The 23,707-nt window shown below is 73.8% G+C and carries 21 protein-coding genes and 1 pseudogene; 13 read left to right on the forward strand and 9 right to left on the reverse strand.

What is annotated here, in order from left to right; translation table 11 throughout:
- Positions 1 to 78: 78 nt before the first annotated feature.
- The gene (locus CD790_RS16760) at positions 79 to 366 is read left to right on the forward strand and encodes a hypothetical protein (RefSeq protein WP_144384029.1); all 288 of its coding nucleotides are present in this window, start codon (positions 79 to 81) and stop codon (positions 364 to 366) included.
- Positions 367 to 591: 225 nt separating this feature from the next.
- Here CD790_RS16760 and CD790_RS16765 read toward each other — a convergent pair whose 3' ends face one another.
- From CD790_RS16765 to CD790_RS16775, 3 genes are all read right to left on the reverse strand, one after another.
- A complete protein-coding gene (locus tag CD790_RS16765; RefSeq protein ID WP_186319058.1) occupies positions 592 to 1,236 on the reverse strand; it encodes a hypothetical protein in 645 nt (214 codons plus the stop codon).
- A gap of 138 nt (positions 1,237 to 1,374) precedes the next feature.
- A complete protein-coding gene (locus CD790_RS16770) occupies positions 1,375 to 3,429 on the reverse strand; it encodes an RICIN domain-containing protein (RefSeq protein WP_260867631.1) in 2,055 nt (684 codons plus the stop codon).
- Between the two features lie 165 nt (positions 3,430 to 3,594).
- Positions 3,595 to 5,703: a sigma-70 family RNA polymerase sigma factor gene (locus CD790_RS16775; RefSeq protein WP_144384031.1), complete on the reverse strand. Its 2,109-nt coding sequence runs from the start codon at positions 5,701 to 5,703 to the stop codon at positions 3,595 to 3,597.
- A 408-nt stretch (positions 5,704 to 6,111) separates the two neighbouring features.
- On the opposite strand from CD790_RS16775, the gene CD790_RS16780 reads away from it, so the two are divergent.
- The 3 genes from CD790_RS16780 to CD790_RS16790 all read left to right on the forward strand — a co-directional run bounded on the left by CD790_RS16780 (position 6,112) and on the right by CD790_RS16790 (position 8,354).
- A complete protein-coding gene (locus CD790_RS16780) occupies positions 6,112 to 7,272 on the forward strand; it encodes an amidase domain-containing protein (protein ID WP_144384032.1) in 1,161 nt (386 codons plus the stop codon).
- A 149-nt stretch (positions 7,273 to 7,421) separates the two neighbouring features.
- Positions 7,422 to 7,754, forward strand: coding sequence for a glyoxalase superfamily protein (locus tag CD790_RS16785; protein WP_144384033.1), 333 nt, complete (start codon positions 7,422 to 7,424; stop codon positions 7,752 to 7,754).
- 129 nt (positions 7,755 to 7,883) lie between these two features.
- A complete protein-coding gene (locus tag CD790_RS16790; RefSeq protein WP_144384034.1) occupies positions 7,884 to 8,354 on the forward strand; it encodes an FG-GAP repeat protein in 471 nt (156 codons plus the stop codon).
- Between the two features lie 97 nt (positions 8,355 to 8,451).
- Here the strand turns inward: CD790_RS16790 and CD790_RS16795 are convergent, their stop codons facing one another.
- Together CD790_RS16795 and CD790_RS16800 are read right to left on the reverse strand one after the other, a co-directional pair.
- Positions 8,452 to 9,366: a D-alanyl-D-alanine carboxypeptidase family protein gene (locus CD790_RS16795; protein WP_260867632.1), complete on the reverse strand. Its 915-nt coding sequence runs from the start codon at positions 9,364 to 9,366 to the stop codon at positions 8,452 to 8,454.
- A 188-nt stretch (positions 9,367 to 9,554) separates the two neighbouring features.
- Entirely contained in the window at positions 9,555 to 10,409 is an 855-nt protein-coding gene (locus tag CD790_RS16800; protein ID WP_260867633.1) for an SGNH/GDSL hydrolase family protein, read from the reverse strand.
- A gap of 479 nt (positions 10,410 to 10,888) precedes the next feature.
- Between CD790_RS16800 and CD790_RS36615 the strand changes: the two genes are divergently transcribed.
- The 8 genes from CD790_RS36615 to CD790_RS16840 all read left to right on the forward strand — a co-directional run bounded on the left by CD790_RS36615 (position 10,889) and on the right by CD790_RS16840 (position 18,635).
- Positions 10,889 to 12,085: a CdaR family transcriptional regulator gene (locus CD790_RS36615; protein WP_186319059.1), complete on the forward strand. Its 1,197-nt coding sequence runs from the start codon at positions 10,889 to 10,891 to the stop codon at positions 12,083 to 12,085.
- A 179-nt stretch (positions 12,086 to 12,264) separates the two neighbouring features.
- On the forward strand, positions 12,265 to 13,293 hold the full coding sequence (locus CD790_RS16810; protein WP_144384036.1) for a serine/threonine-protein kinase: 1,029 nt from the start codon (positions 12,265 to 12,267) through the stop codon (positions 13,291 to 13,293).
- Positions 13,280 to 13,738, forward strand: a complete 459-nt coding sequence (locus CD790_RS16815) for a hypothetical protein (protein ID WP_260867634.1) — start codon at positions 13,280 to 13,282, stop codon at positions 13,736 to 13,738. Before CD790_RS16810 ends, CD790_RS16815 begins: the two co-directional genes overlap by 14 nt.
- Positions 13,739 to 13,859: 121 nt before the next feature.
- Entirely contained in the window at positions 13,860 to 15,107 is a 1,248-nt protein-coding gene (locus tag CD790_RS34645; protein WP_186319060.1) for a hypothetical protein, read from the forward strand.
- Positions 15,097 to 15,858 (forward strand): VWA domain-containing protein, encoded by a 762-nt coding sequence (locus CD790_RS16825; protein WP_144384037.1) that lies wholly within the window; start codon positions 15,097 to 15,099, stop codon positions 15,856 to 15,858. The genes CD790_RS34645 and CD790_RS16825 overlap by 11 nt, the downstream gene beginning before the upstream one ends.
- A 57-nt stretch (positions 15,859 to 15,915) precedes the next feature.
- Positions 15,916 to 16,668 carry a PP2C family serine/threonine-protein phosphatase gene (locus CD790_RS16830; protein ID WP_260867635.1) on the forward strand — a complete coding sequence of 251 codons (753 nt, stop codon included), beginning with the start codon at positions 15,916 to 15,918 and terminating at the stop codon, positions 16,666 to 16,668.
- Positions 16,665 to 17,846: a hypothetical protein gene (locus CD790_RS16835; RefSeq protein WP_144384039.1), complete on the forward strand. Its 1,182-nt coding sequence runs from the start codon at positions 16,665 to 16,667 to the stop codon at positions 17,844 to 17,846. The genes CD790_RS16830 and CD790_RS16835 overlap by 4 nt, the downstream gene beginning before the upstream one ends.
- A gap of 105 nt (positions 17,847 to 17,951) precedes the next feature.
- Positions 17,952 to 18,635 (forward strand): alpha/beta fold hydrolase, encoded by a 684-nt coding sequence (locus CD790_RS16840; RefSeq protein ID WP_144384040.1) that lies wholly within the window; start codon positions 17,952 to 17,954, stop codon positions 18,633 to 18,635.
- A gap of 54 nt (positions 18,636 to 18,689) precedes the next feature.
- Here the strand turns inward: CD790_RS16840 and CD790_RS16845 are convergent, their stop codons facing one another.
- From CD790_RS16845 to CD790_RS16855, 3 genes are all read right to left on the reverse strand, one after another.
- Complete coding sequence (locus tag CD790_RS16845; protein ID WP_144384041.1) at positions 18,690 to 19,223, reverse strand: histidine phosphatase family protein; 534 nt, start codon at positions 19,221 to 19,223, stop codon at positions 18,690 to 18,692.
- Positions 19,220 to 20,239 (reverse strand): hypothetical protein, encoded by a 1,020-nt coding sequence (locus CD790_RS16850; RefSeq protein ID WP_144384042.1) that lies wholly within the window; start codon positions 20,237 to 20,239, stop codon positions 19,220 to 19,222. Before CD790_RS16850 ends, CD790_RS16845 begins: the two co-directional genes overlap by 4 nt.
- A gap of 105 nt (positions 20,240 to 20,344) precedes the next feature.
- Positions 20,345 to 21,937 carry an MFS transporter gene (locus CD790_RS16855; protein ID WP_144384043.1) on the reverse strand — a complete coding sequence of 531 codons (1,593 nt, stop codon included), beginning with the start codon at positions 21,935 to 21,937 and terminating at the stop codon, positions 20,345 to 20,347.
- 79 nt (positions 21,938 to 22,016) lie between these two features.
- Here CD790_RS16855 and CD790_RS16860 point away from each other — a divergent pair.
- Positions 22,017 to 22,616 (forward strand): annotated as a pseudogene (locus CD790_RS16860) (TetR/AcrR family transcriptional regulator); the annotation flags it as partial.
- Positions 22,617 to 22,713: 97 nt separating this feature from the next.
- On the opposite strand, the gene CD790_RS16865 reads toward CD790_RS16860, so the two are convergent.
- Positions 22,714 to 23,703, reverse strand: coding sequence for an alpha/beta fold hydrolase (locus CD790_RS16865; protein WP_222108256.1), 990 nt, complete (start codon positions 23,701 to 23,703; stop codon positions 22,714 to 22,716).
- Between the last annotated feature and the right edge of the window lie 4 nt (positions 23,704 to 23,707).

Below are 23,707 nucleotides of genomic sequence, written 5' to 3' on the forward strand. Positions count from 1 at the left end.
GCACCACCACTGCGGGGTCGGCCGCCCGCGACCAGCGCCGTCGGGTGGCGTCCCTGGACAGCGGGAACGGCGGACGCGATGGACCGCGGCACGGCCCTGCCCACCGTCCACGCCCACCCGTCGGGCGCGGTGGCGACCGCGTCGGGGAGCACCCGGCCGCCGGGGTCGGGCGTCAGGGCGTGGGCGGTCCACGCCCGGCCGTTCCAGTGCGCCGCCGTGGCGCCGACCGCCCAGAGGTCGGCGGCGCTCCGCACGGCGAGGGCCTGGGGGAAGCTGTCGCGCGGCAGCGTGGACTCCTGGCGCCAGGAGGTGCCGTCCCAGCGCAGGGCCAGCGCCTCCGCCTGGCCGTCGGACGTCAGCCGGTAGCCGACGGCCCACGCCCGGGGGGTGCTGAGCGCGGCGACGGCGGTGAGGTCGCCCTTGGCAACCGGGACGGGGGTCTCCCGCCACCCCCCGCGGGGCGCGGCGGCAGGGTGTCCATGGCGTTGAGCGCGGCGAAGTCCCTCCCGGGGCGACGATCGGGCGACGGCCGGGGAAACGGCGAGGGCCGACAGGCGTTCGACGCCTGACGGCCCTCGCGGCGGCGCCGAGCTAGCGCGCGGCGGCGCGGCGCCGACGGACCAGCAGCACCGTCGCCCCGCCGCCGACGGCGACGACGGCGCCCGCGCCCGCCCAGAGGGGCAGCGCGGACGACGAGCCCTCGCCGCCGGCGCTCTCGCGCTCCGCCGTCCCCTGCCGCTCCGCGCGGTCCGCGTCGCGGGCGGGTTCCGCCGGCTTCGCGGACTCCGTCCGCCCGGCGGGCTCCGGACGCTCGGTGCGCGGCTCCCGGGCGGGCACGTCCACCGTGGCCTCACCACGGCCGAGGTCGGGGAAGCCGCAGTTGACGGTCACCGTCCAACGGCCCGGGGGCAGTTCCTGGCGGGTGGTGTACCGTGCCTCCTCGCCGGGGACGGGGACCAGCTTCCAGGGGCCGAGGGAGCGCCCGTTGACGTCGACGGCGGACAGTGTGCCCGCGATGGCGTCCGTCACCGGGTCGTTGTCGTTCTCCCAGGTCGCGACGGCCTCCACATGTCCGTCTGAGGCCGCGGTCTCCACCTCGAAGTGGATGGTGTCGCCGTGCGCGGCGGCCGGCCCGGCCGGGCCGAGGGCGAGCAGCGCGGCGAACGCGGTGAGAAGGACCGCACCGGCGCCGCGGGCCGCGGGCGGGGCGAGTCGTGGGCGACGGACGTGGGGCACGGGGACTCCTGAACACGGGAGAGCGGCTGGGGGGCCGGGGGAACGGGGAACCGGGGGAACGGGGGGCGGGCCGGCGGCCGTGGGGGAAAGAACAGGGCCGCCGACCCGGTCCGGACCTACGTGATCAGCTCACGCGGATCAAGAGGCGCGCTGCAGGCTCCAGCGCTGGTAGCCCTCGTCGTTCTTGCGCTGGAGCTCCAGCAGCCAGCCGCCGTAGTACCAGCGCTTGCTGACACCCAGCACGAGCGAGGAGTCCCCGGGCTGGAGGACGTACGTGCCGTCCGCGGACGCGCGCAGCCGCCACTTCTGGCCCGCGGCACCGCCGCACGGCTGCTGGGCGACGTACTGGCCCGCGACCGCGGAGGAGAACTGAAGGCACTTGCCGGACGCCGCCGACTTCACCCGCACCGCGTCGCCGCCGGCGGGTTCGAAGACCCACTGCTGGTTGGCGTAGCCGTGGCGCTGGTAGGCGATGGCGACCGTGCCGTTGTTGGTGGAGCCGCCCCACATGTCGGCCGCCTGGCCGGTGAGGGCGTTGAGCATCAGGTACTTCGCCCCCGGCTCGGTGGGCGTGGAGTCGGAACCGGCGGTCAGGGTGCGGAACGAGTGCGCGGCGCCGGGCTGCGAGGTCTTGCCGCCCGCCTCGCGCACGGCGACCGCGACCCGGTAGGACGTGCCGGGCTTCAGCCGGACGACCCGGACGCTGGTGCCGGTGACGTCGGCGAGCTTCTTTCCGTCGAGGTAGAGCGTGTAGCCGGCTGCGGAGGGCACCTTGGCCCAGCTCACCACCGCGGAGTTCGAGGTGATCTGGCTGACCTTGGCGGCCGGGCCCGTGGCCGGGCCGGGGGTGGACGTCGGGGTCGGGGTGGGCGTCGGGTTCGGGGTGCGGGTCGGGGTGGGCGACGGGGACGGGTTCGGCCCGGTGTCGCCACCGCCGGCTATCAGGAAGCGGTTGTTGGCGATGTTCCAGTGGGTGTCGAGGTAACTACCCCGCTTGGGCGACGTGTTGTAGTAGTCGTCGTGGTTGCAGTCCAGGCGCTCGTCGGAGGTGCGCTCCGGGCACACGGTGCGCATCTGCGGGTAGTTCGGCGAGTCGGAGTAGCACATGATGTCCCACTCGTCGACGCAGTGTCCGCCCTGGCTGGTGTTCGGGGCGCTGTTGTTGACCGCACCGAGGTTGTGGCCCAGTTCGTGGGCCGGCGTCGAGCCGCCCCAGCACCCGGCGTCCGTGCGCCCGTAGGAGGGACCGAAGTTGCTCAGGTTCTCCGAGCCGGGACGCTCGTCGCCGTTGAAGGTGCCGATGCCGCAGTACACCTTGGAGTCGACGAACATCATGTACTTGCGGTCGCGTCGGTTGAAGCCCTTCGCGGCCAGTTCGTTGTTGGTGGAGCCGAACTCCCGCAGGGCGGCGGCCGACACCTCGACGTTCAGCACCGAGGCGGTGCAGTCGGACTCGGTGACGTAGCGGATGTGCCGGGCGCCGCCGGTCTCCTTGGCGCTGGCGTCGTAGATGACGTCCGCCTCGGCCGCCCACTTCTTGAAGGACGCCACGTACTCGGCGTAGCGGTCGCCGCCGGGAGCGTGCACGTAGAGCACCTGCACCCGGTTGCCGGAGGAGCCGTCGCCCTCGCAGACCACCTTGGTGTCGGCGCCGGCCTTCGGGTCGCCCGCGGTCGGCCCGGAGGCCGGCGAGGCGGGACGGTCCGCCTCGCCGGTCCGCGCGTCGAGCGCGGGCACTCCGCCGCGCAGGACGTCGGCGGCGTCCGGCGTGGCGGAGCCGCCGCCCTTCAGCGACGGGGCCTGGACGGTCCGAGGCACCGCGGGCGGGGTGTCCTTGGCGATGTCGACGCCCTTCGGCGGGGCGTCCGGGCCGTGGGTGCACAGCTTCGCCTTGGAGACGACGTAGACGCCCACGCAGGGGTCGCCCTCGGGGGCGGGCTTGAGACCCTGGTACACCATGCCGCGCCGCTTGTTGGAGTCCGGCACCTCGCTCAGCGGCTCGGGCGGGTTCTCCTGCAACGGCTCCGCACCGGGAGTCCTCCCGTTCGCGGCGGCCGGGCGGTCCTCGGTGCTCGCCGATCCGATGGTGACCACGCCGACGGCGAGCCCGGCGGCGGCCGCGGTGGCGGCGGCCACCAGCGCCAGTCTGCGCCTCGCCTTGCTCCGCCGATGGTTGGGGCGATTCTGCTCCATGAGTGTTCCTGTCTGTACTCGTGTACTACCCGTGGGGGGGTATGTGGGGGGGACTGTGGGGGGTGTGGGGTGTTCGGGTGTGTGGGGATGGCCGTGGGGGCCGATGACGGGGGTGGGGAAAGGGGATGGGGGAACGTGGATGGGGGTTCCGGGCGGGGCCGGTCGTCAGCGGTCGCCGAACACCTGGGTCCAGATCGGCCCGCCGGAGTCGAGGTTGACGCCCACTCCCATCTCGGTGACGTCGCAGTTGAGGATGTTCTGGCGGTGCCCCGGACTGTTCATCCAGGAGTCCATGACCGACTGGGCGGTCTGCTGGCCGGCGGCGATGTTCTCGCCGTACGTCCGCCACCGGTAGCCGGCGGCGGTGATCCGGTCCCCCGGGTCCGAGCCGTCCGGGGAGGTGTGGTCGAAGTAGTCGCGCGCCGCCATGTCGTCGGAGTGCCGCTGGGCCGCGGTGACCAGCAGGTCGTTGCGGCGCACCGGCGAGCACCCCGCGGTCGCCCGTTCGACGTTGACCAACTCCAGGACCTGTGCCGCGAGTTGGTCACCGCGCCCCGATGCGGGCGTCGGGTCCGGAGTCGTCTCGGACGTGCGGCTCGGCGTGGGCCGGGGCTTGGGCGCGTCGGAGGCGGTCGGGGTGCTCGGCGTGGCCGGAGTGCTCGGCACGGCCGGGGTGCTCGGCGCGCCCTTCGTGGGACGCGACGAGGGCTTGCGGGTCGGCTTCGTCGACTTCTTCACCGGGCGCCGAGTGGGCTCGTCCGCGCGGCTGGCGGGGGCGGTGGTCGGACGCTCCGGGGTGGAACGCGCCGGGGTGGGCGTGTCCTCCGTCAGCGACACGGTGCGCGCCGAAGCGCTGTCCGTCTGCTCGTCCCGGTCCTGGAACCCGTCGACCAGTAGCGCGGCTCCCCCCACGGCCATGATCAGCGCCGCCGCTCCGGCCGCCTGCGCCGCGCGCGGGCGGCGGCGCGCCCGGTGCCGGCCCACCCGGGGCGGCACCCCGTCACCGGCGTGCCCGGCGGGACCGTGCGTGGGAACGGCGAGGCCGTGCGCGGGGGTGGCGAGGCCGTGCGCGGGAGTGGCGGGGCCGTGCGCGGCGGCCGCGAGGTCGTGCACGGGGACGGCGGAGTCGTACGTGGGAGCCGCGGGGTCATGGGCGGGCGACGCCTGACCGTATGCGGGAGCCGCGGGAGTCGCGGGGTCGTACGCGCGGGCCGCGAAGGACGCGGGGTCGTACGCGGGCTCCGGGTGACCGTACGAGGGGGACGGGTGACCGTACGCGGGGGCCGCGAAGTCGTGTGCGGGGGCCACGGGGTCGTAGGCGGAGGCCACGGGGTCGTAGGCAGGGGCCGCAGGCTCGTAGGCGGAGGCCGCGGGGTCGGGTGCGGGTCCCGTGGGCCCGTGTCCGGGGGCCTCGAACGTCATGGTGTCGGCGCCGTCCACGGGGGTGGCGGACCCCGTCGGCGCGAACGCGGCGGGTGTGGCGGCGTCGCTCGCCCGCCAGCCCACGAGGGCGCCGGCGACCGGGACCAGCCCGAGACCGACCAGCAGCCCCTCGGCCGGCACCAGCGCCGATCGGTGGCCGGAGCAGCCCGCGCAGCCGCGCGCGTGTCGGGCTATTCGCTTGCGCCACAGCACGGAGGGGCCTCCGTGCCAGTTGCCGACCAGGTGGTCCAGCCCGGCGCAGCGCGGCGTGGCGTTCAGCGCCCGGACCACCACCCGCGCGGTCTCCAATTGTCCCTTGGTGCGCTGCACACGGACGGCGGTGTGCTGCGGCGTCAGCTCCAGGGCGGCGGCGACCTCGGCGCGCGTGAGCTCGCCCACGGCCTCCAGCCACCACAGGGAGAGGACTTCCTGCTCGTCGCCGTCGAGCCAGCGCGTCGCCTCGGCGACCTCCTTGCGCTGACCCTCGAGGCCGAGCCGCACGATCGTCGCGTCGGCGAAGTCGGGCTCGGGGTGGGCCACCTCGTGGACCTCCCGCAGCCCGCCGACGGGCGCGGTCCGGCGCTCCTGCTGCCAGTGCCGTCGCACCTGGTTCACGGTGATCGCCACCAGCCAGGAGCGGAAGCTGGAGGGGTCGCGCAGGCCGCCGAGCCCGCCGAGGGCCCGGAGCATCGTCTCCTGCACGACGTCGTCGACGTCCGCGTGCCCGTTCAGGGCGCGGCCCACGATGTTGTAGACCAGCGGCAGGTAGAGGGCGACGAGCTGGTCGCGCGCCTCCGCGTCACCGGATCGCGCGGCTGCGACGACCTCCGCTCCAACCTCGCTGTGCACCATCCGTACCCCTCTCCTGTGCCGGGCTCGCGGCCCGTCCGACACATGGGAGACCTGGGGTCGATCGGCTGATAACAAAAAAGTGCGGACGATTTTTCGACGACTTCCGAGGGGCCGTGGTCGTCAGCGCGGCGGCCGGCGGCGCCCGCGTCGGCGAGCGACCGCCCGTGGCGCCCCGCGCGACGCGGAACCGGAATGACGAGGGACACCCCAGCGAGACGCAACGCCACGTCTCGCCAAGAGGGGGTATCGGGTCGATTGCGGCCACGTTCACCCCATTCCGGAGGCCGGCCTGACACCCCGTCGCGCAAGTTCGGAGCGCATTTTCTTCACACCCTCACCGTGGATCCGGAGTTCGTGCGAAGATTCCGTCCCCGGTCCGTGGGGGACCGGGTGACAAGGGGAAAGATGATGGAACCAACGAGGTTCAGAACCGCAGTCGGTGCGGCGCTGACCCTGGCCGTGTCGGCCGTTCTGCTGCCGGCTTCGGCAGCGAGCGCGGCCGGACACGAGGCCGCGGCCCCGACGGGCGGCGCGACCGAGGCCCGGACGGTGAACAGCGCGACGGTCGACGCCTTCGGCCGGATCGCCGACGCCGTCCTGACCGACCGCACCGCGGCGCTTCTGGACGCCAAGCCGACCCGGCGAATAGCCCCGCTCGGCAACAAGCACACCCGCCTGACGGCGGGCCTGGCGCGGTCGGAGAACTCCGCGCTGTCCTCCCTGCGGTCCCGCAAGGCGCGGCTCGCCGCGCTGGGTGAGGCGTACACCTCCGCCGACACCCGGACCACGGTGGACAAGGTCCGCGTCAAGGACGGGCGTGCCACGGTCCAGGTGACCGAGACCACCACGCTCCGGTACAAGAAGGTCCGCGGCGACGAGCCCGCGACGACCGGCTTCCAGGCCCACCACGAGCTGAGCTTCGCCGCCCGGCCGGGTGGCACGTGGGAGCTGACCGGGATGAAGGCCAAGGAGGACGCGCTCACCGCGATCAACGCGCCCACCACGACGGTCGCCACGACCGCGGGCGTGCTGCCCAAGGCGACGCCGGCGTCCACCTCGTGGCCCGCGCCGGCGAAGCCGAAGCGTCAGCTGCCCGACGGCTACGACTACAAGGCCATGGCCGTCTACGCGGAGAAGTACTGGCGGAACTACAACCCCGCGTACCGCAAGTTCAACGACGCGGGTGGCGACTGCACCAACTTCATCAGCCAGGCCCTGAAGGCCGGTGGCTGGAAGCACGACTCCGGTATGTACGACGACTACCGGAACTGGTGGTACGACGCCAGGTACCAGACGAACTCCTGGGTGGGTGCCGACGACTGGTCATGGTTTGCTCTGCACTCGAAGCGGGCCACCAACCTGGCCAACGTGTACCAGATGGGCCTCGGCGACATCCTGCAGCTGGACTTCGACCGGAACGGCTCGAAGGACCACTCGATGATCACCACTTACCGGAGCTGGAGCGGCGTCCCCTACCTGACGTACCACCAGACCAACACCTACCGGAAGTCGGTCGCCAGCATCATCGCCACCAACCCGCGCGCGCTCTACTACGCCTACCGCACCTGATCGCTCGCCGCACCACGCCACACCCCCGGCTGACGCCGGCTGACGTGTCCTTAGGACGCGCCACCGTGGCCACGGGCCCCGCCGGAACCCATCGGCGGGGCCCGACTGCTGCCGCCCGCACGGTGCGCACGGTCTGCGAGGATGGCCCCATGGACGAGGAAGTCATCCCGGTTCTTCATGTGGCGGACGCCGCGACGGCGGTCGACTGGTACACCCGGCTGGGCTTCGCCAAGGAGTGGGAGCACCGCTTCGAGCCCGGGTTCCCGGCCTTCGTGGAGGTGGCCCGCGGGAAGGTGCGGCTCTTCCTGTCCGAGCACCGGGGGGACGCCCGTCCCGACACACTGGTGTACCTGCGCGTGCGTGACGTCGACGCGGTCGCCGCGGAGTTCGGGGTGACGGCCACGGAGGCTCCGTGGGCGCGCGAGGTCGAGCTGCGCGACCCGGACGGTAACCGGCTGCGGGTGGGCACGCCGAAGGACTGATCCGTCGCGTCGCCCGTCAGCCGCGGGGCTTGAGCCGGCGGGGTCCAGGCCCTGGTGGCCTGTGTGAAGAGGTAACGGCCCGTTCGTGGGAGAGCCGGCCGGGGCCGGGGACGGAAGGCACGCCCGCAGTTGTCCACCTGTGATCCACCGGGTGCAACCCTCCCCGGGGCCGCCGAGGCGGAGGACGACTTCGGCGGGGCGCTGGCCGTCGCCAACCTCGACCGGGACGGCATCGACGAGCTGATCGTCGGCGTCGGCCACGAGGCCGTCGGCACCCAGGCTGACGCGGGCTCGTACCTGTGGCTCGCGGCGAACCACGACGGCGTCCTGGGCGGCGCCTCCTTCAGCCAGAACTCCCCCGGTGTGGCCGGTACGGCGGAGGCGGGCGACCGCTTCGGCGCGGCGGTCGCCACCGGCGACTACAACGGCGACGGCTACCCGGACATGGCGATCGGCGCGCCCGGCGAGGACGCCGCCTCGGGCGGCGTGTGGTTCGACGCCACCCGCGAGGAGGGCACCCAGCCGCCGACCACCTCGGTGACCCCGGCGCGGCTGGGGCTGACGGGAGCGGTCGAGTACGGCGGGACGCTCGGCCGATAGCCCGCCAAGGGCCGACCACCGGCCCACGACGAAGGGGCCCGCCCGGCGACCTGGATGGCCGCCGGACAGGCCCCTGGGCCGTCCGACCCGGTGCGGACTACTTCTTGAAGCCGTAGTCCATGAGCTTCTTGGCGTCCGCCAGGCGGGCCTCCGGGGAGGTGGAGGTCAGCACCGTGCCGATGACCGTCTTGCCGTTCCGGGTGGCGGCGAAGACCAGGCAGTACTTGGCCTCCGGACCCGAGCCGGTCTTGACGCCGATGGCACCGGAGTAGCCGCCGAGCAGCTTGTTGGTGTTCTCCCAGTCCATGTAACGGTAGCCACCGGACTTGGTGGTGACCGTCTGACGGGTCTTCTTCGTCTTCACGACGGTACGGAACGTGGAGTTCTTCATCGCGCTGCTGGCGAGCTTCGTCAGGTCGCGCGGGGTGGAGTAGTTGGCTCCGTGCCCGATGCCGTCGAACGAGTCGAAGTGGGTGTTGGTCATGCCGAGCCTCTTGGCCGTGGCGTTCATCTTGCCGATGAACGACTTCACCCGCTCGGCACGGGTCTTGCCGGTGCCGAACTTGTCGGCGAGTGCGTACGCCGCGTCGCAGCCGGACGGGAGCATCAGCCCGTACAGCAGCTGGCGGACGGTGACCTTGTCGCCGACGATCAGCCTGGCCGAGGAGGCCCAGTTGTTGTCGACGATGTAGTCGCTGTACGCCTTCTGGACGGTGACCTTGGCGTCCAGATTGAGGTTCTTCTGGTCGAGCACCACCTTCGCCGTCATTATCTTGGTGGTGGAGCCGGTGGATCGGCGGGTGTCGGCGGCCTTGGTGTAGAGCGCCTTGCCCGTGGCGTTGTTCATCACGAAGCCGCCCTTGGCGGCGATCGTGGGCGTCTTCAGCGTGACGGCCGCCGGGGCGGCCTGCGCGGCGGCGTCCCGCGCCGGAGCTGCCTGGGCCGGGGCGACGAACGCCCCGGCGACCATGACGGCCCCCGCGGTGACGACAATCGCGGACACGTGACGCATGCCCTTAATGCCGGTTTTCAACGTGAATACTCCAAACTGCACCTTGCAGTGCGGCAACATGAGGGTGCCGCTCACCCATGAGACGCATGAGACGGGCCAATGGATGTACAGCCGGCGGATATTTTCTCTCAGATGTCTCACACGTCCCACACAACGCGGCGCAGCGGGAGGGCCAGAACGCGCCAAAGTCAGCGCCCCAGGGCGTTCAGCACCGCGGTCGCCATCACCCGCTCCCCCGTCGCGTTGGGGTGGAGCGGCAGCGCGGGCGCGGTGGGGAGGAGCCCCTCGACCCAGGGTTCGGCGGAGCAACCGTCATGTCCCCTGGTGGGGTTGAGCGTGTCGACGTACGTGGCGTGGCCGGTCTCGGCGGCGTCGGCGACCCGGTCGTTCAGCTCCCCGAGGACCGAGCGGAGAAAGGCCACGTCGCCGGTGGTGATGGGCAGTCTGCCCAGGCACTTCGCCGGGTCGTCCGGCACCACCGACGGATAGCCGACGACCAGCACCCGGGCTCGTGGCGCCTTGGCGTGAACGAGACGGAGAGCTCCCGCGAGTCGTGACGCGGCGGACTCCAGACGCCCGCTGAGGGAGTTCCCGTAGTGGGCACGGCACGGGGCCCCCAGGGGATCCGTCACGGCCAGGGACGCGCAGGTGGCCACGACGTCGACGAACCCGAGGTCCGAGGTGCCGAGGTCGTTGCCGCCGATGGTGACCGTGACCAGGCTGACGTCCGGTGCCACGGCGTCGAGCTGTGGGCCGTTGACGACCGCTCCGGCATCGGTCTGCGGGAGGGTCAGCGCGCCGACCTTGGCCCCCGCGCAACTCCGGTCCGTGTAGCCGGCGGGCGCCAGGGCGGCCGCGACGACCCGGCCGTAGTCGCGGTCGGAGCGCAGGCACAGACCCGCGGACTGCGCGGGGATGCCGGCACCGGCGGCATAGGAGTCCCCGAGCGCCACATAGCGGCCGGCCGCGACCCCCTCGCCGGTGCCGGTCGGGCGCGCGTGCGCGGGCACCGGGGCGGTGACGGCGCCGAGCGCGGCGGCCACGAGCGCACAGCCGACCGCGGCGGGGCGCCACTTCCCGGCGCGCCGGGAGCCGTCGCGCGCGGGGAGGGCCCGCCGGCCTCCGGACCGCGCCCGAGGGGTGGGGTGCGCCGCACTCGTCGACGGGACGGCACCCGTCGACGGCGCCGCGCTCGTTGACGAGACGGCACCCGTAGAGGAGGCCGCGCTTGTTGACGGCACGGCATCCGTCGAGGGGACCGCGCTCGCCGACGGGACGGCGCTCGCCGGCAGCGCGGGGCGCGGCGACTTCGGTGTGCGCGGGGGTACGGCTCCGGGCATGGTTGCTCCTGGGAGATGAGGACAGGGGAGACCGGGCTTCGAAACCGGCCGGTAACGTTCCCGACATGGTGGCGGCCGCCCGCCCCGCGAACCATGTGCCGGTGCCAGCGGCGCGGCAGGCGCCGTTTGTGCCCCGGCACAACCCCGCCCCGCTGCCAGACGGTCTTTGTAACCTGCGGGCCATGAGCCGCATACCGGAGCCGCCGAACGAGATCACCCCTGTGGCCTCCCTCCTGCTGGGGCACGCCGAGGAGTTGGGCCTGCGGATGGCCCACCGCATCCGGGCCGAGGTGGGCTACTACGGAAGCGAGGACCGGGTGCCCCTCGCCGAGCTGAGCTCCTCCTGCCGGCGCAACGCCGAGCTGGTCTTCGGCCAGCTCGCCGCCGGACGGTGCACCGACATGGCCGGGGCTGAGGACACCGGCCGGACGCGGGCGCGCCAGGGGGCGCCGCTGGGCGAGCTGCTGCACGCCTACCGCGTCGGGTCCGGGTTCCTGTGGTCCGAGCTGACCGCGGCGGTCCGCGGCAGCGACGCGGTCACCGCCGACACGATCGCGTCGCTCGCCGCGTGGTGGGTGCGCGAGGGTCTCGCGGCGGCGGCCAGCGACGCCTATCGGGAGGCCGCCGCCGCGCTGTCGCTCCAGCGCGAGAGGGAGCGCTCGGCGCTGGTGGAGGCGCTGTTCACGGGGGCGCTCGGCGGTCGCACCACCCTCTGGGAGACCGCCGACGCGCTCGGTCTGCCCACCGAGGGGCCGTATCTGGTGGTGGTCGCCGAGGCGCCCGGCCCGGGACGGGAGCCGCTGCCCGGCATCGAGCCCCGGCTGCTGGCCGAGCGGCTGCGCTCCGCCTGGCGGCTCCAGCCCGACCTCCAGGTCGGCGTGGTCGCCGCCCGCGAACCCGACGGCGCGGAGACCGTGCTGCGGGTCCTCGAGCGCTGCCCCGGCGCCCGGGTCGGCGTCAGCCCGCCGTACCGCACACTGCGGGACACCCCCAGGGCGCTGCGGTTGGCGCGGCTGGCGCTGGCCGGGCTGCGCGGACGGACGGCGGGGGTCGCCCGGTTCGCCGACAGTCCGGTCGCCCTGCTGGTGGCCGCCTCCCCCGAGGAGGCCGCGCGGGCCGCGCGGGCGGTGCTCGGCCCCGTACTGGAGCTGCCGCCCGCCGAGCGGTCCCGGCTGCTGGAGACGCTGGACCGCTGGTACGCGGCGGGGGGCTCGACGGCCGAGGCGGCGGTGCTGCTGTACTGCCACCGCAACACCGTGCGCTACCGACTGCGCCGGCTGGAGGAGCTGACGGGCCGTTCCCTCCAGGACCCGCGCGCGGTCGCCGACCTGGCGGTGGCGCTCCAGGCGCTGCGCCTCCCACCTCCCGAGCGGACCTGATCCGGGCAACCGGCGCGATAGCGCGGTACGCCGGCACCGAGACCGGGATCGAGCGAGGTGGAGCGGGCCGCCCGGTCCTCGGCGGGTGGCCGGATTCCTTCGGTGGACGTAGACGGAATCATCGCCGGGGAATCCGCACGGACCCTCCCGACGCGCGGGTCCAGCGGGAGAATCCTGCTATGAGAACACCGGTCAGCGACCCGCTGCGGGTGGGGCCGTACCGCATCGTGGGCCGTCTCGGCTCCGGCGGCATGGGCTGGGTCTACCTGGCCCGTTCGCCGTCCGGCCGGGCGGTGGCGGTCAAGGTGGTGCGCCCGGAGTTGGCCGCCGACCCCGAGTTCCGGCACCGTTTCGCCGGCGAGGTCGCGGCGGCCAAGGTGGTGAGCGGAGCGTTCACGGCGCCGGTCGTCGACGCCGATCCGCGGGCCGAACCGCCCTGGTTGGCCACGATGTACGTGCCGGGCCCCTCGCTCGCCGAGGCGGTCGTCCAGGACGGCCCGCTGGACGAGGCGCGGTCGCGGGCGCTGGGCGCCGGGCTGGTGGAGGCGCTCCAGGCCATCCATGGGGCCGGGGTGGTGCACCGCGACCTCAAGCCGTCCAACGTGCTGCTGGCCGCGGACGGTCCGCGCGTCATCGACTTCGGCATCTCCCGGGTCAGCGGCTCCGCGGGGCTCACCCGGGCCGGGATGGTGCTGGGCACACCCCCCTTCATGTCCCCGGAGCAGATCACGGGCCGAGCCGTGGACTTCAGGACCGATGTGTTCTCGCTGGGCGGGGTGCTCGTCTACGCCGCGACCGGCGGTCCGCCCTTCGGTGGCGACGACACGGTCGCCTACCGCGTCGTTCACGGGGAGCCGTCGCTCGACGGCGTCCCGCGGGCGCTGCGCGGCCTCGTGGCCCGCTGTCTCGCCAAGCGCCCCGCCGAACGGCCACCGCTCGACACGCTGTTGCGGGAGCTGGCCCCGCAGGAGGGCGAGGACCCGGCGCCGCGCCCGCGGCCCGCGGGGCGGGGCGCGAGCGCCGGGCCCGAGGCGCCGACCGGGCCTGGGGAGACGCCCGGGGAGACGCCCGGGGTGCGGCACCCGTCCGGTTCGGAGCCGGTCGGGGTGTCCGTGCCGTCATGCCTGCTGCTGCACGCGCGGGCGCTGTTGGACGCCGGGCTCAGCGACGCCATGGTGGCGGAGGCGGTGACGCGTGGAGCGGGCTGAGGCGTCGTCGTCCGTGCCCGTTCCCGGCATCGGCGGCCACTGGAGAACGGCGGTGGAGAGCTGGTCCGCGCGCGACCGTCTCCGCACGGTCGTGGCCGCCGACTCCATCTCCGTGGAGTTCGGGCTGCCGGAGACCGGCCGCGAGATCACCGTCCGGTTCATGACCACCCGAGAGCTGCTGGTGGCCTTCATGACGGACGGCCGCCGGCTGCGCCCGAACCAGCTCGCCGTGGCGGCGGCCGCGGCCAACGCCTGGAACACCGAGCAGTTGGTCCCCATGCTCTCCGTCTGGGACGTCCGGGGTCCGACCCCGTGCATCGCGGGGGTCTGCGCGCTGCCGCTCACCTGCCGGATGACCCAGCGGGACTTCGACGCGCTGGCGCGGGACTGGACCGGGCGGGCGCGACAGATGTTCACCCGGTGCCACCAGGTGTTCAGACTCTAGGCGCGCCGAGCGGGGCCCCGCGGTCGGCTGCGGCTTTCCCCTCCCTTGACCGAAGCCCTTTTCAAAATAGGGTAGTTGCTCCATATTTGTCCCTGTGATTCTCCGGCTTGAGGGAGGTGCCGTGGGCCACTCCACACGCCGTGCGGTCCTTCTCGGTGTGCTCCTCACGACGACACCGGTCGACACCGCGACCGCCGCTACCGCCACCGCCGCCACCGCCACCGCGACCGCCACCGCGACCGCCGCCAGCACGTTCACCACCACGCCCGCGGCGCGCCCCACCGAGCGGCCGTGCGACGACGAGAAGGACTTCGCCCGCCGGCTGAGCTGCCTGGCGGACGAGAGCGCCGAGCACCCGGGGACGAAGGTCGTCACCCGCCTCGACCACCCACTCGACCTGCCGAAGGGAGGCGCGGGCGACGACGGGCGGGGCCCCGCCGACGGCCTCGCGCTGAACCGACTCACCTCCGACCTGAACAAGGCCACGCTGGTCGTGGAGGTCCCCGGCGGGGGGACGACCGGCGAGGGTGGCACCGTCCTGCTGGTCCTCGCCGCGCGGCGCCACCTCGCCGCCGACAGCGTCGTCACCCGCCTCGACAAGGACACCGTGGCGCGGCTCCGACGCGCGGGCGCCTGCCCGAACGGAGGCGGAGAGGGAGCCGACGACGGCGCCCCCGGGAGCCCGGACGGCACCGACCTGTGCCAGCTGGTGCGGGGAAGGGGGGACGACGACCCGGACCTGACCGGCCGGGACCTGATCGACGAGAAGGTAGCCGGCCCACTCGCCGAGCGGGACGCCGGCACGTCCCCGCGGACCGCCGAGGACTCGTCCTCCACCCCGTGGCCCCTGCTGCTCACCGGCCTGCTCCTGCTGCTGGTCCTCCTCTTCCTGCTGGCCGTCAGCCGCTCCCGGGTGCGGGAACCGATGCCGGTCCGGGCGGATCCGGACACCCCGACCCGCCCCGACCTCCGTCCGGCGTACGCGGATCCCCCGGGGTACGAGGACCGCCCGGGGTACGAGGACCGCCCGGAGTACGAGGACCCGCCCCGGTACGAGGACGCGGCCTACGGGGACCACCGGGGACACGTGGATCACCCGACGTACGCGGACCGCCCGAGACGCGAGGAGCGGGCCCGCGCCACCGGCCCGCGCCGCCGCGCCGTCGTGCGGACCGTGCTGCACCCCCAGGGGTACGTCGAGGTCGACCGCTGTCTGCACCGCGTGGTGTGGGCCGACCCGGACGTCGATCCGCCCGCGCCCGGCAGCCCCGTCGAGATCGCGACGCCCGGCGGTCCGGAGCCGGATGTACTGCTCGCCTTCACGCCCGGTGACGGGCGGCGGACCACGGGAGACGCCCATGCGCAATGACCAGCAGCCCACGCTGCCGGCGCAGTACGCCGACATCGAGATCGAGAACAACGCCCAGCGGTTGCCGCTGGTGCTCTGCCTCGACACCTCCAGCTCCATGGCCGGGATACCCATCGAGTCGCTCAACGGCGCGCTGGCCGAGTGGACCCGGGAGCTGCACGACGACGTCAGCCTCAGCTACAGCGTCGAGGTCGCCGTCATCACCTTCGGCGGCCAGGGGGTGTACGCCTGGCAGGGGCCGCAGCCGCTCCCCGCGCACGCCCCGACCAACCCCTTCGTGCCCGCGCACCTGTTCCAGGCGCCCCGGCTCGTCGCCTCCGGAGTGACTCTGTTGACCGAGGCGTTGGAGCTCGCCATGCGCCTCGTGGCCACCCGCAAGGCCGAACTCCGCCGGTCCGGGCTCCAGTACCACCGCCCGCAGATCTGCCTGGTGACCGACGGGCTGCCGACGGACGGCATGGGCCGCTACACCGAGGATTGGCGGCGGTTGGTCCCGGTGGTGGCGGCGGAGCAGCAGGCCAGACGCTTCCGGCTGTACGCGATCGGGGTCGGCGGCATCACCGACCTCGGCGAGCAGGTGCTGAAGGCGTTCGCGCCGACCTTCCACGCACGGCTCCAGGGCTTCCCGTTCCGCGAGTTGCTCCAGATGATGTCGGCCAGCGCCAACGCGGAGCAGCGGGGGGCGGGTGACGAGGTCTTCGAGAAGATCTTCAGTCAGTTCAAGACCCAGCGCCCCGCGTGGGAAGCCTGAGCGGGGGCGCGGAGGATGGACCGGCGCGGCACGCGGTGGCGCACCCACGGGCTGAGCGTGGCGGGCTACCGTCACCGGCGCGACGGCATCCCCTGCCAGGACGCCTGGCAGCAGGTGGTGGCGGGCCCCGCCGAGGCGCCGGTGACGGTGCTCGCGGTGGCGGACGGCGCGGGCAGCCGGCTCCGCTCCGACGAGGGCTCGAAGCTGGCGGTCGCCCTCGCCATGGACGCCTTCGCCCGATGGGCGTCCCGGCCGTGCCCACCGGGCGAGGCCGTGCACGCCCTGCTCCGGCACGCGTACGAGGAGGTGGCGGACGCCTTCCTGGACCAGACGGGCGACCAGGCCGACGACTTCGCCACCACCCTCGCCGTGCTGGTGCTCGCCCCGGAGTGGATCGGCCACCTCAGCGTGGGTGACGGCTTCGCGGTCGTACGGGCGGGCACGGTGGACGGGCGGGCGCAGTTCCATCTCCTCCCCCAGGCCGCGGCGGCCAGCGAGTACAGCAACGAGACGGTGTTCCTGACCTCGCCCGGGGCGGAGCGCTGGGTGCGCACCGTGTGTGTGCGCGACGCGGGCGTCGACGGGGCCCTGTTGTCCACCGACGGGCTGGCGCAGGCGGCCCTCTCCCGCCCCGACGGACGCTGTCAGACCCCCAACGCCTCGTTCGTGGCCGCGGTGCTCGGCTCCCTGGACCGCCCCGGCCCCGACCCGGCCAGGGACGAGGAGGAGCTGGCGGCGCTGCTGCGCTCCGACCGGCTCAGCGCGCTCAACGCCGATGACAAGACGCTCGTCCGAGCGGTGCGGCCATGACGGGGCGCGAGGTGGTGCTGGGCGACGGGGTGCGGGTCACCCTCGCCGAACTCCCGCTGAAGGGCGGCGGCCAGGCGGCGGTGTACCCCGTGGTCGGCGACGACGGGGTCGTGGTCAAGATCTACCGGGAGCGGCAGGACGACGCGCAGGAGCGCCGGCTGACCCGCATGCTGGCCATGTCGCCGCTGGGCGGCCGGCCCACCGACCGCTCCCAGCAGCCGGAGCTGGCCTGGCCCACCGCCGTGGCGCGCGGCACCGACGGGGAGTTCCTCGGATACGCCATGCGCCGGTTCGGGGAGCCCGACCACGTGCAGCTCGTGGGCCTGTTCTCGAAGGCGCAGCGGCTGCGGCTGTTCCCCGAGCGGGCCGACTGGCGGTTCCTGCTCGGCGTGGCCTGGAACCTGTCGTTCATGACGGCGCGCGTGCACCACGAGGGCCTGGTCATCGGGGACTTCTCCAGCAGCAACGTGGTGGTCGACCGCAACGGCTTCATCACCTTCCTGGACTGCGACTCCATCGCCTTCACCGACCCGGTCTCGGGCGAGCCGTTCCCCTGTCTGATGCACACCACCGACTACTCGGCCCCGGAGCGGCAGGCGGGCGGCCCCGCGAGTCGCGAGAGCGACGCCTTCGCCCTCGCCGTGCTCGTCTACCAGCTGCTGACGGCGGGCAACCACCCCTTCGGGGGTGTGCCGCACGACAGCGACGCCGACTCCACGGTCAAGGACAACATCGCCGCGAGCATCTCGTACGTCGTCAAGCCGGAGCGGGTCACCGTGCCACGCGGCATCATCGACCCCTCGGTGCTGCCGCCCGCCCTGCTCGACCTGGCGCGCACCGCCTTCGGACCGGGCGTCACCGACCCCGCGGCCCGCCCCACCGCGCAGGACTGGCTGCGCGCGCTGGACCAGGAGCGCCAGGGGGTGCGGGTGTGCGCCGACCGCCCGCGGCACAGCTACGGTTCGCACCTCGTCGCCTGCCCGTGGTGCGGTCGGGCCCGGGCCACGGGGCACGACGTCTTCAACCCGACCCCGGTCCGTCCCCCCGTCCCGCCCCCGCCGCCATCGCCTCCGCCGGTTCCGGCCGTGCGGTCGCCGCTCTCCGACGAGGCGAAGGTGGTGCTCTGCGTGATGGTGTTCGTGCTCTTCATCGTCATCGTGGTGGCGGCGACGGCCTGACCCGGGCGGATGGCAAGATCCTTTCAGATCCTGGCAATCAGGCCACTCGTGGATCCCCCTCGGGCGCGGAAAGATGATCATCAACAACGACCCGAGGAGTACCCGATGTCGACCTTCGTCCTCGTCCCCGGTGCCTGGCACGGCGCGTGGACCTTCGAGCCGCTCGCCCGCCGACTGCGTCGCGAGGGCCACGAGGCCTATCCGCTCACCCTGACCGGCGTGGGCAGCCGCCGACACCTGCTCACCTCGTCGGTCAACCTGGACACCCACATCCTGGACGTGGTGAACCACCTGGAGGACGAGCAGATCACCGACGCCGTGCTCGTCGGCCACAGCTACGGCGGCATGGTCATCACCGGCGCCGCCGACCGCGCCCCCGAGCGGGTGGCCGGCCTGGTCTACGTCGACGCCGCCGTGCCCGAGGACGGCGACTCCATCTTCTCCCTCGTGACCGACAACGAGCGCGGGTGGTACCTCGACGGCGTGGGCGACAACGGCTACACCAGCGCGCCGCTCCCCTTCTTCGACCCCCGTGCCACCCCGCACCCGCTGCCCTCGCTGATGCAGGCCATCCGCCTCGACGGCACCCTGGACCGCTTCCCCAGCAAGGACTACGTCTACGCCACCGGGTGGCCCGGCGCCTCCCCCTTCGCCCCCCTCTACGAGCGCCTCCGCGAGGACTCCGCCTGGCGCACCCATGCGATCGACTCCGGGCACAACGTCATGCAGGGCGCCCCCGACGAACTCCTCAAGGTCCTGCTGTCCGCCGCGGACCACGCCCAGCGGTAGCCGACCGACGCGAAAGCGCCGCCGGAAGACCGCCGGGGGCCGCCGGAAGGGGCGTCACTCCTCGGATCGCGGCCCGCGGGGGACCGTGAAGTCGGTCAGCCGGGCGCCGCCGGGGGCGAGCGCGCTCCAGGGGCCGGACCAGGCCAGGACGGCGATGGCGGAGGTCGGGAACTTCTCCCGGGCCCGCTCCAGCGCGTCGCCGGCCGCCGCGCCGGCGAGCAGCGACACGAGCTCCTCGACCCCTGGGTTGTGGCCGATGAGCAGCAGCGTGCGCACGCCGTCGGGGGTTCCCCGTACGACGTCCAGCAGTTCGGCGGCGGTGGCCGCGTAGGCGCGTGGTTCATACGTCACCGCCGGCGCCGCACCGCCGAGTTCGGCGGTGGCCAGCTCCCAGGTCTCCCGGGTGCGCCGGGCGGTGGAGCAGACGACCAGGTCGGGGACGCGGCCGGCCTCGCGGATCCAGCGACCCGCCGCGGGGGCGTCACGCCGACCGCGCCCGGCGAGCGGCCGTTCGTGGTCGGGCACCTCGGGCCACGCGGACTTGGCGTGCCGCAGCAGGACCAGCCGCCGGGTCTGACCGGCCGTCATGGCGCCGGCTCGCGCGGCGCGGCGGAGGCGTCACGGCCGACCTCGCGCACGAGGTCGAGCGCGAGCACACGGTCCAGATGGGCGGCGGTCTCGAACCGGGAGCCGTCCGGCAGGCCCGGATCCTCCACCAGCCGCCGCAGCCCGTCCAGCACGGCCGGGACGAACAGATCGGCCCGCAACCCGCCCAGCGCCTCCGCCAGCACCTCGGCGCACATCGGCTTCGAGGGCGCCCGCGCCCACCCGGCCACCTCTCGTCGCCACCGCTCCAGGCTGTGCCGCGCCTCGGCGAGGACGTCCGGGGTGAGCTCGATCAGCTGGTAGTACGGGCGGGACAGCAGGGCCAGCCGCAGCGCCAGCGGGTCGTCGGCGCCGGGCTCGTCGCCCGCCACGACCGCGACGGCGTCAAACGACGGTCCGCGCCTTGCGATGTCGGAGGACGGTCCGCGCCCTGCGGCGCCCGCGTCGGTCGACCGCGCTCCGCCGGGCGCGTGCACCACGCCGACGCGCAGGACGATCCCGTACTCGGCCTCCGCGTCGCCACCCCGGGCGCCGGTCACATGGACCTCCGGTTTCCCGCCCAGGGCCTCCGTCACGTCCGCCCCGTCCCCGACGACCGCGGCCGGGCGGACGCCGAGCGCGGTCGCCCGGGCCTCCAGCCCGTCCCCACGCCCCCCGGAGCGCACCACGCCCACCAGCGCCTGCCCGCCGAACAGCTCCGCGGTGCGCGCCAGGACGTCGCCGACCAGTCGGGCCCGGAGTCCGGTCAGCTCCGCGTCGGCGAGTCCCGAGGCCGCGGCGTCGTCGACCGCGACGTCTTCGGCGCCGGCGGCGCCGGGGGCGGCCCCCGCCTCGGTCTCGTACGCGGGCTCGTCCGCCTCGTCGCACCGCGGCTCGACCACGACGCGCAGCGGTTCCCGGTACCCCGGATCGATCGCGACGGGATGGCCCGAGCCGGCGTCGACCAGGCGCAACGCCGTCTCGGACGCTTCCGCCCGTTCCACCGGCAGCACCCGCATGCCACTCACCCCAGCCAGACGACGGCCTGTCTCCCGCCCCTGCCACGACCCTAAGCCGCGACGGCGGCCGCCGCTATCGCGCCTCCCCGTCGCCGCCGGCCACGGTCATCGGTCCACGTGCGCCAGATCCCGCTCCGGGGCGGGCTCCGCCGGGGAGGCCGGCGTGCGGCGCGGCAGGAGGGTCGCCACCACCACGGTGCCGACGGCCAGGATCACCGCCCCGACCAGGCTGGTCTGCGCGACGGCGTCGGAGAAGGCGCCGTGCACGGCGTCGAGCATGGCCTGGGCCTGCTCGGGTCCGGCCTGCTCGCCGACCTTCTGAGCGACCACCAGGCCCGCGCCGACCGAGTCCTGAGCGGCGCTCAGCGCCGCGGGCGGAAGGCCCGGGGCGACCGCGTCCTCCAGGTGGGAGGAGTAGGAGTCGGCCAGCACCGAGCCGAGGATGGCGATGCCGAGCGAGCCGCCCAGCTCCAGCGAGGTGTCGTTGACCGCGCCGCCGACGCCCAGTCCGGACTCGGGGAAGGAACCCATGATCACGTCGGTGCAGGGCGACACGGACAGTCCGATGGCCAGTCCGAGGATGGCCAGCGGGAGGGCCAGATCCCCGTAGGTCGACCCCTCGTCCACCCGCGCCAGCAGGAGCATCGCCGCGGTGCCGCCCAGCATGCCCGCCATGACGGTGACCTTCATGCCCAGGCGCGGGGTGAGCACGCCGGTGAGCGCGGAGCCGACGAAGACCGCTCCGGCCAGCGGCAGCATCCGGACGCCGGTCTCCAGGGGGGTGTAGCCCAGCACGAACTGGAGGTGCTGGGTGAGGAAGTAGAAGGCGCCGAAGACCGCGATGAAGAAGAGGGCGACCGCCAGATTGGCCCCGGCGAACCGCCGTCGGCCGAACTTCCGCACGTCCAGCACGGGGCGCGGGTGGCGCAGCTCCCACAGGACGAACAGCGCGCAGCCGACGCCCGCGACGACGGCGGCGGTGATCGCCTTCGCGTCCCAGCCGAAGTGCGGGCCCTGAATGATCATGTAGACGAGGGCGCCGATCCACAGCACCGAGAGCAGTCCGCCGACGTAGTCGACGCGGTCGCGGTCCACCGCCTTGGACGGCGGGATGAGCACGAAGGCGCCGACGATGGTGAGCAGCACGACCGGGATGTTGATCAGGAAGGTCGAGGCCCAGCCGTTGTCCTGAAGCAGCACTCCCGCGATCAGCGGCCCGGCGGCGATGGCGATGCCCGCCGTTCCGTTCCACATGATGATCGCCTTGGCCCGCTCCTCGCGCGGGAAGGTCGCGGTGAGCAGGGAGAGGGTCGCGGGCATGATCATCGCGGCGCCGACCCCCATCACCGCGCGGGCCGCGATGACGCCCTCGGCGCTGTCGACCAGTGAGCCGGCTATCGAGCCGCCGCCGAAGACGAGCAGCCCGAGGACGAGCGCGCCGCGGCGGCTGTACTTGTCGCCGATCGCCCCGAACAGCAGCATCAGCGCGGCGTACGGGACGGTGTAGCCGTCGATCACCCACTGGAGGTCGGAGCTGGACAGGCCCAGGTCGGTGGTCATGTCGGGGGCGGCGACCGTCAGGGCGGTGTTCGCCATGACCGCGACCAGGAGGCTGAGACACAGGACGGCCAGCGCCCACCAGCGCCGGGGGTATGGCCCCGTCGTCTCGTCGACCGGCTTGTTCACCCACAGCGGCATTGCGTCGCACCCTCTCAGGAGATTGCACACGACTGTGTAATTGCACGGCCCTGTGCAATTTACGGGATTGCGCAGCGCTGTGCAAAATGGCTCCGTGAGTTCCGGAAGAGCCGACGCCAACCGCCGCCGCATCCTGGAGGTCGCGCTCACCGAGCTGGTGCGCGACCCGGACGCCTCGATGGACCAGATCGCCCGCGCCGCCGGCGTGGTGCGCCGGACGGTGTACGGGCACTTCCCCAATCGCGACGCGCTGATCGCGGAGATCGTGGACGGGGTCGGCGAGGCCGTCGCCGCCGCGCACGCGGCGGGCCGTGCGGGGGTGTCCGACCCGGCCGCGGCGCTCGCCCGGGCCACCCTCGCCGTGTGGGAGATCGTCGAGCCCTACCGCCTGCTGGTCTCCCTCGCCCAGCGCAGCGTCACGGTCGAGGGCATCCGCGCCAGCCTCGCCCCGGCCCGCAAGGAGTGCACGGACCTGCTGCGACGCGGCATGCGGGAGGGCGCGTTCACCTCGCCGCTCCCGGCCGCGGCCCTCGCCTACGTCCACGAACAGGTGCTCTTCGGTCTGATGGAGGCAGTCAACGGCGGCGTGTTGAGCGCGGCACAGGCCGGACCCGCCTCGGCGGAGACGGTGCTGCTGTCCGCGGGCGTCCCGGCCGAGCGGGCCGCCGAACTGGTGGCCTCCGCCCGGCCTCCCGCGGCGCCCGCCCCCGGCTCCCCCGGCCTCCCCTTCCGCCCGCCACCGGCGGCCGACCCCACACCGGCCGCCGCTTCGTCCGTCAGTCCAGGTCCGGCAGCCGATCGAGGAACCGCAACAGCGCCGTGTTGACCTCGTCCGGCCGCTCCTGCTGGGTCCAGTGGCCGCAGCCGGGGAGCATCAGGGTGCGGTGCAGCCGCGGCATGAGGTCGCCCAGCGACGGCAGCAGCCGGTCCATGCCGCGCAGCGAGGTCACCATGTCGCGGTCCCCGACCACGTAGAGCGCGGGCACGTCGATACTCCGGCCCTGGAAGGCGGTCAGCAGCTCGCTGTTGCGCTGGAGGTTCCGGTACCAGTTGAGGGGGCCGGTGAAGGCCCGGTCGCCGTGCCGGGCGTAGTCGCTCACGAAGGCGTCGATGTCCGCCGCGGTCAGCCAGCCGGGCAGCCGCTCCGGCTCCGGGATCGTGTCCATGAGGGTGGCGCCGTCGGGAATGACCCACGGCCGCGGCGCGGCGGAGCCCGGCCGGTCGCCCGATCCGCTGGCCAGGACGCGGCGGAACGTGGCCGGCAGATCCCGCGCCAACTCCGCGTCCGCCACCCCCGGCCGCTGGAAGTAGACCTGGTAGAAGCCCTCGCCGTAGACCTCCCGGGTGACCGACGGCGGGCTCATCGAGGCGGGCGGCGTCGGCGGGACGCTGAGCCCGACGACGGCGCGCACGACGTCCGGGCGGAGCAGCGCCGTCGTCCAGGCGACCGGCGCGCCCCAGTCGTGCCCGACGACGACCGCCCGCTCCTCGCCGAGCGCGTGGATCAGCCCGATCACGTCACCGACCAGGTGCGGCAGGGTGTAGGCGCCCACGTCCTCGGGCTGCTCGCTGCGGGCGTACCCGCGCTGGTCGGGCGCCACCACCCGATAGCCGGCCGCCGCCAGGGGGCCGAACTGGTGGCGCCAGGAGTACCAGCTCTCGGGGAAGCCGTGCAGCAGCAGGACCAGCGGCCCCTCGCCCTGCTCGGCCACGTGCAGGGTGTTTCCGTTGACCTCGACGAAGCCGTGCTCGATCGCGGCGGTCACACAT

The organism is Streptomyces sp. SAJ15 (genome assembly GCF_007595705.1).
Lineage (GTDB): Bacteria > Actinomycetota > Actinomycetes > Streptomycetales > Streptomycetaceae > Streptomyces.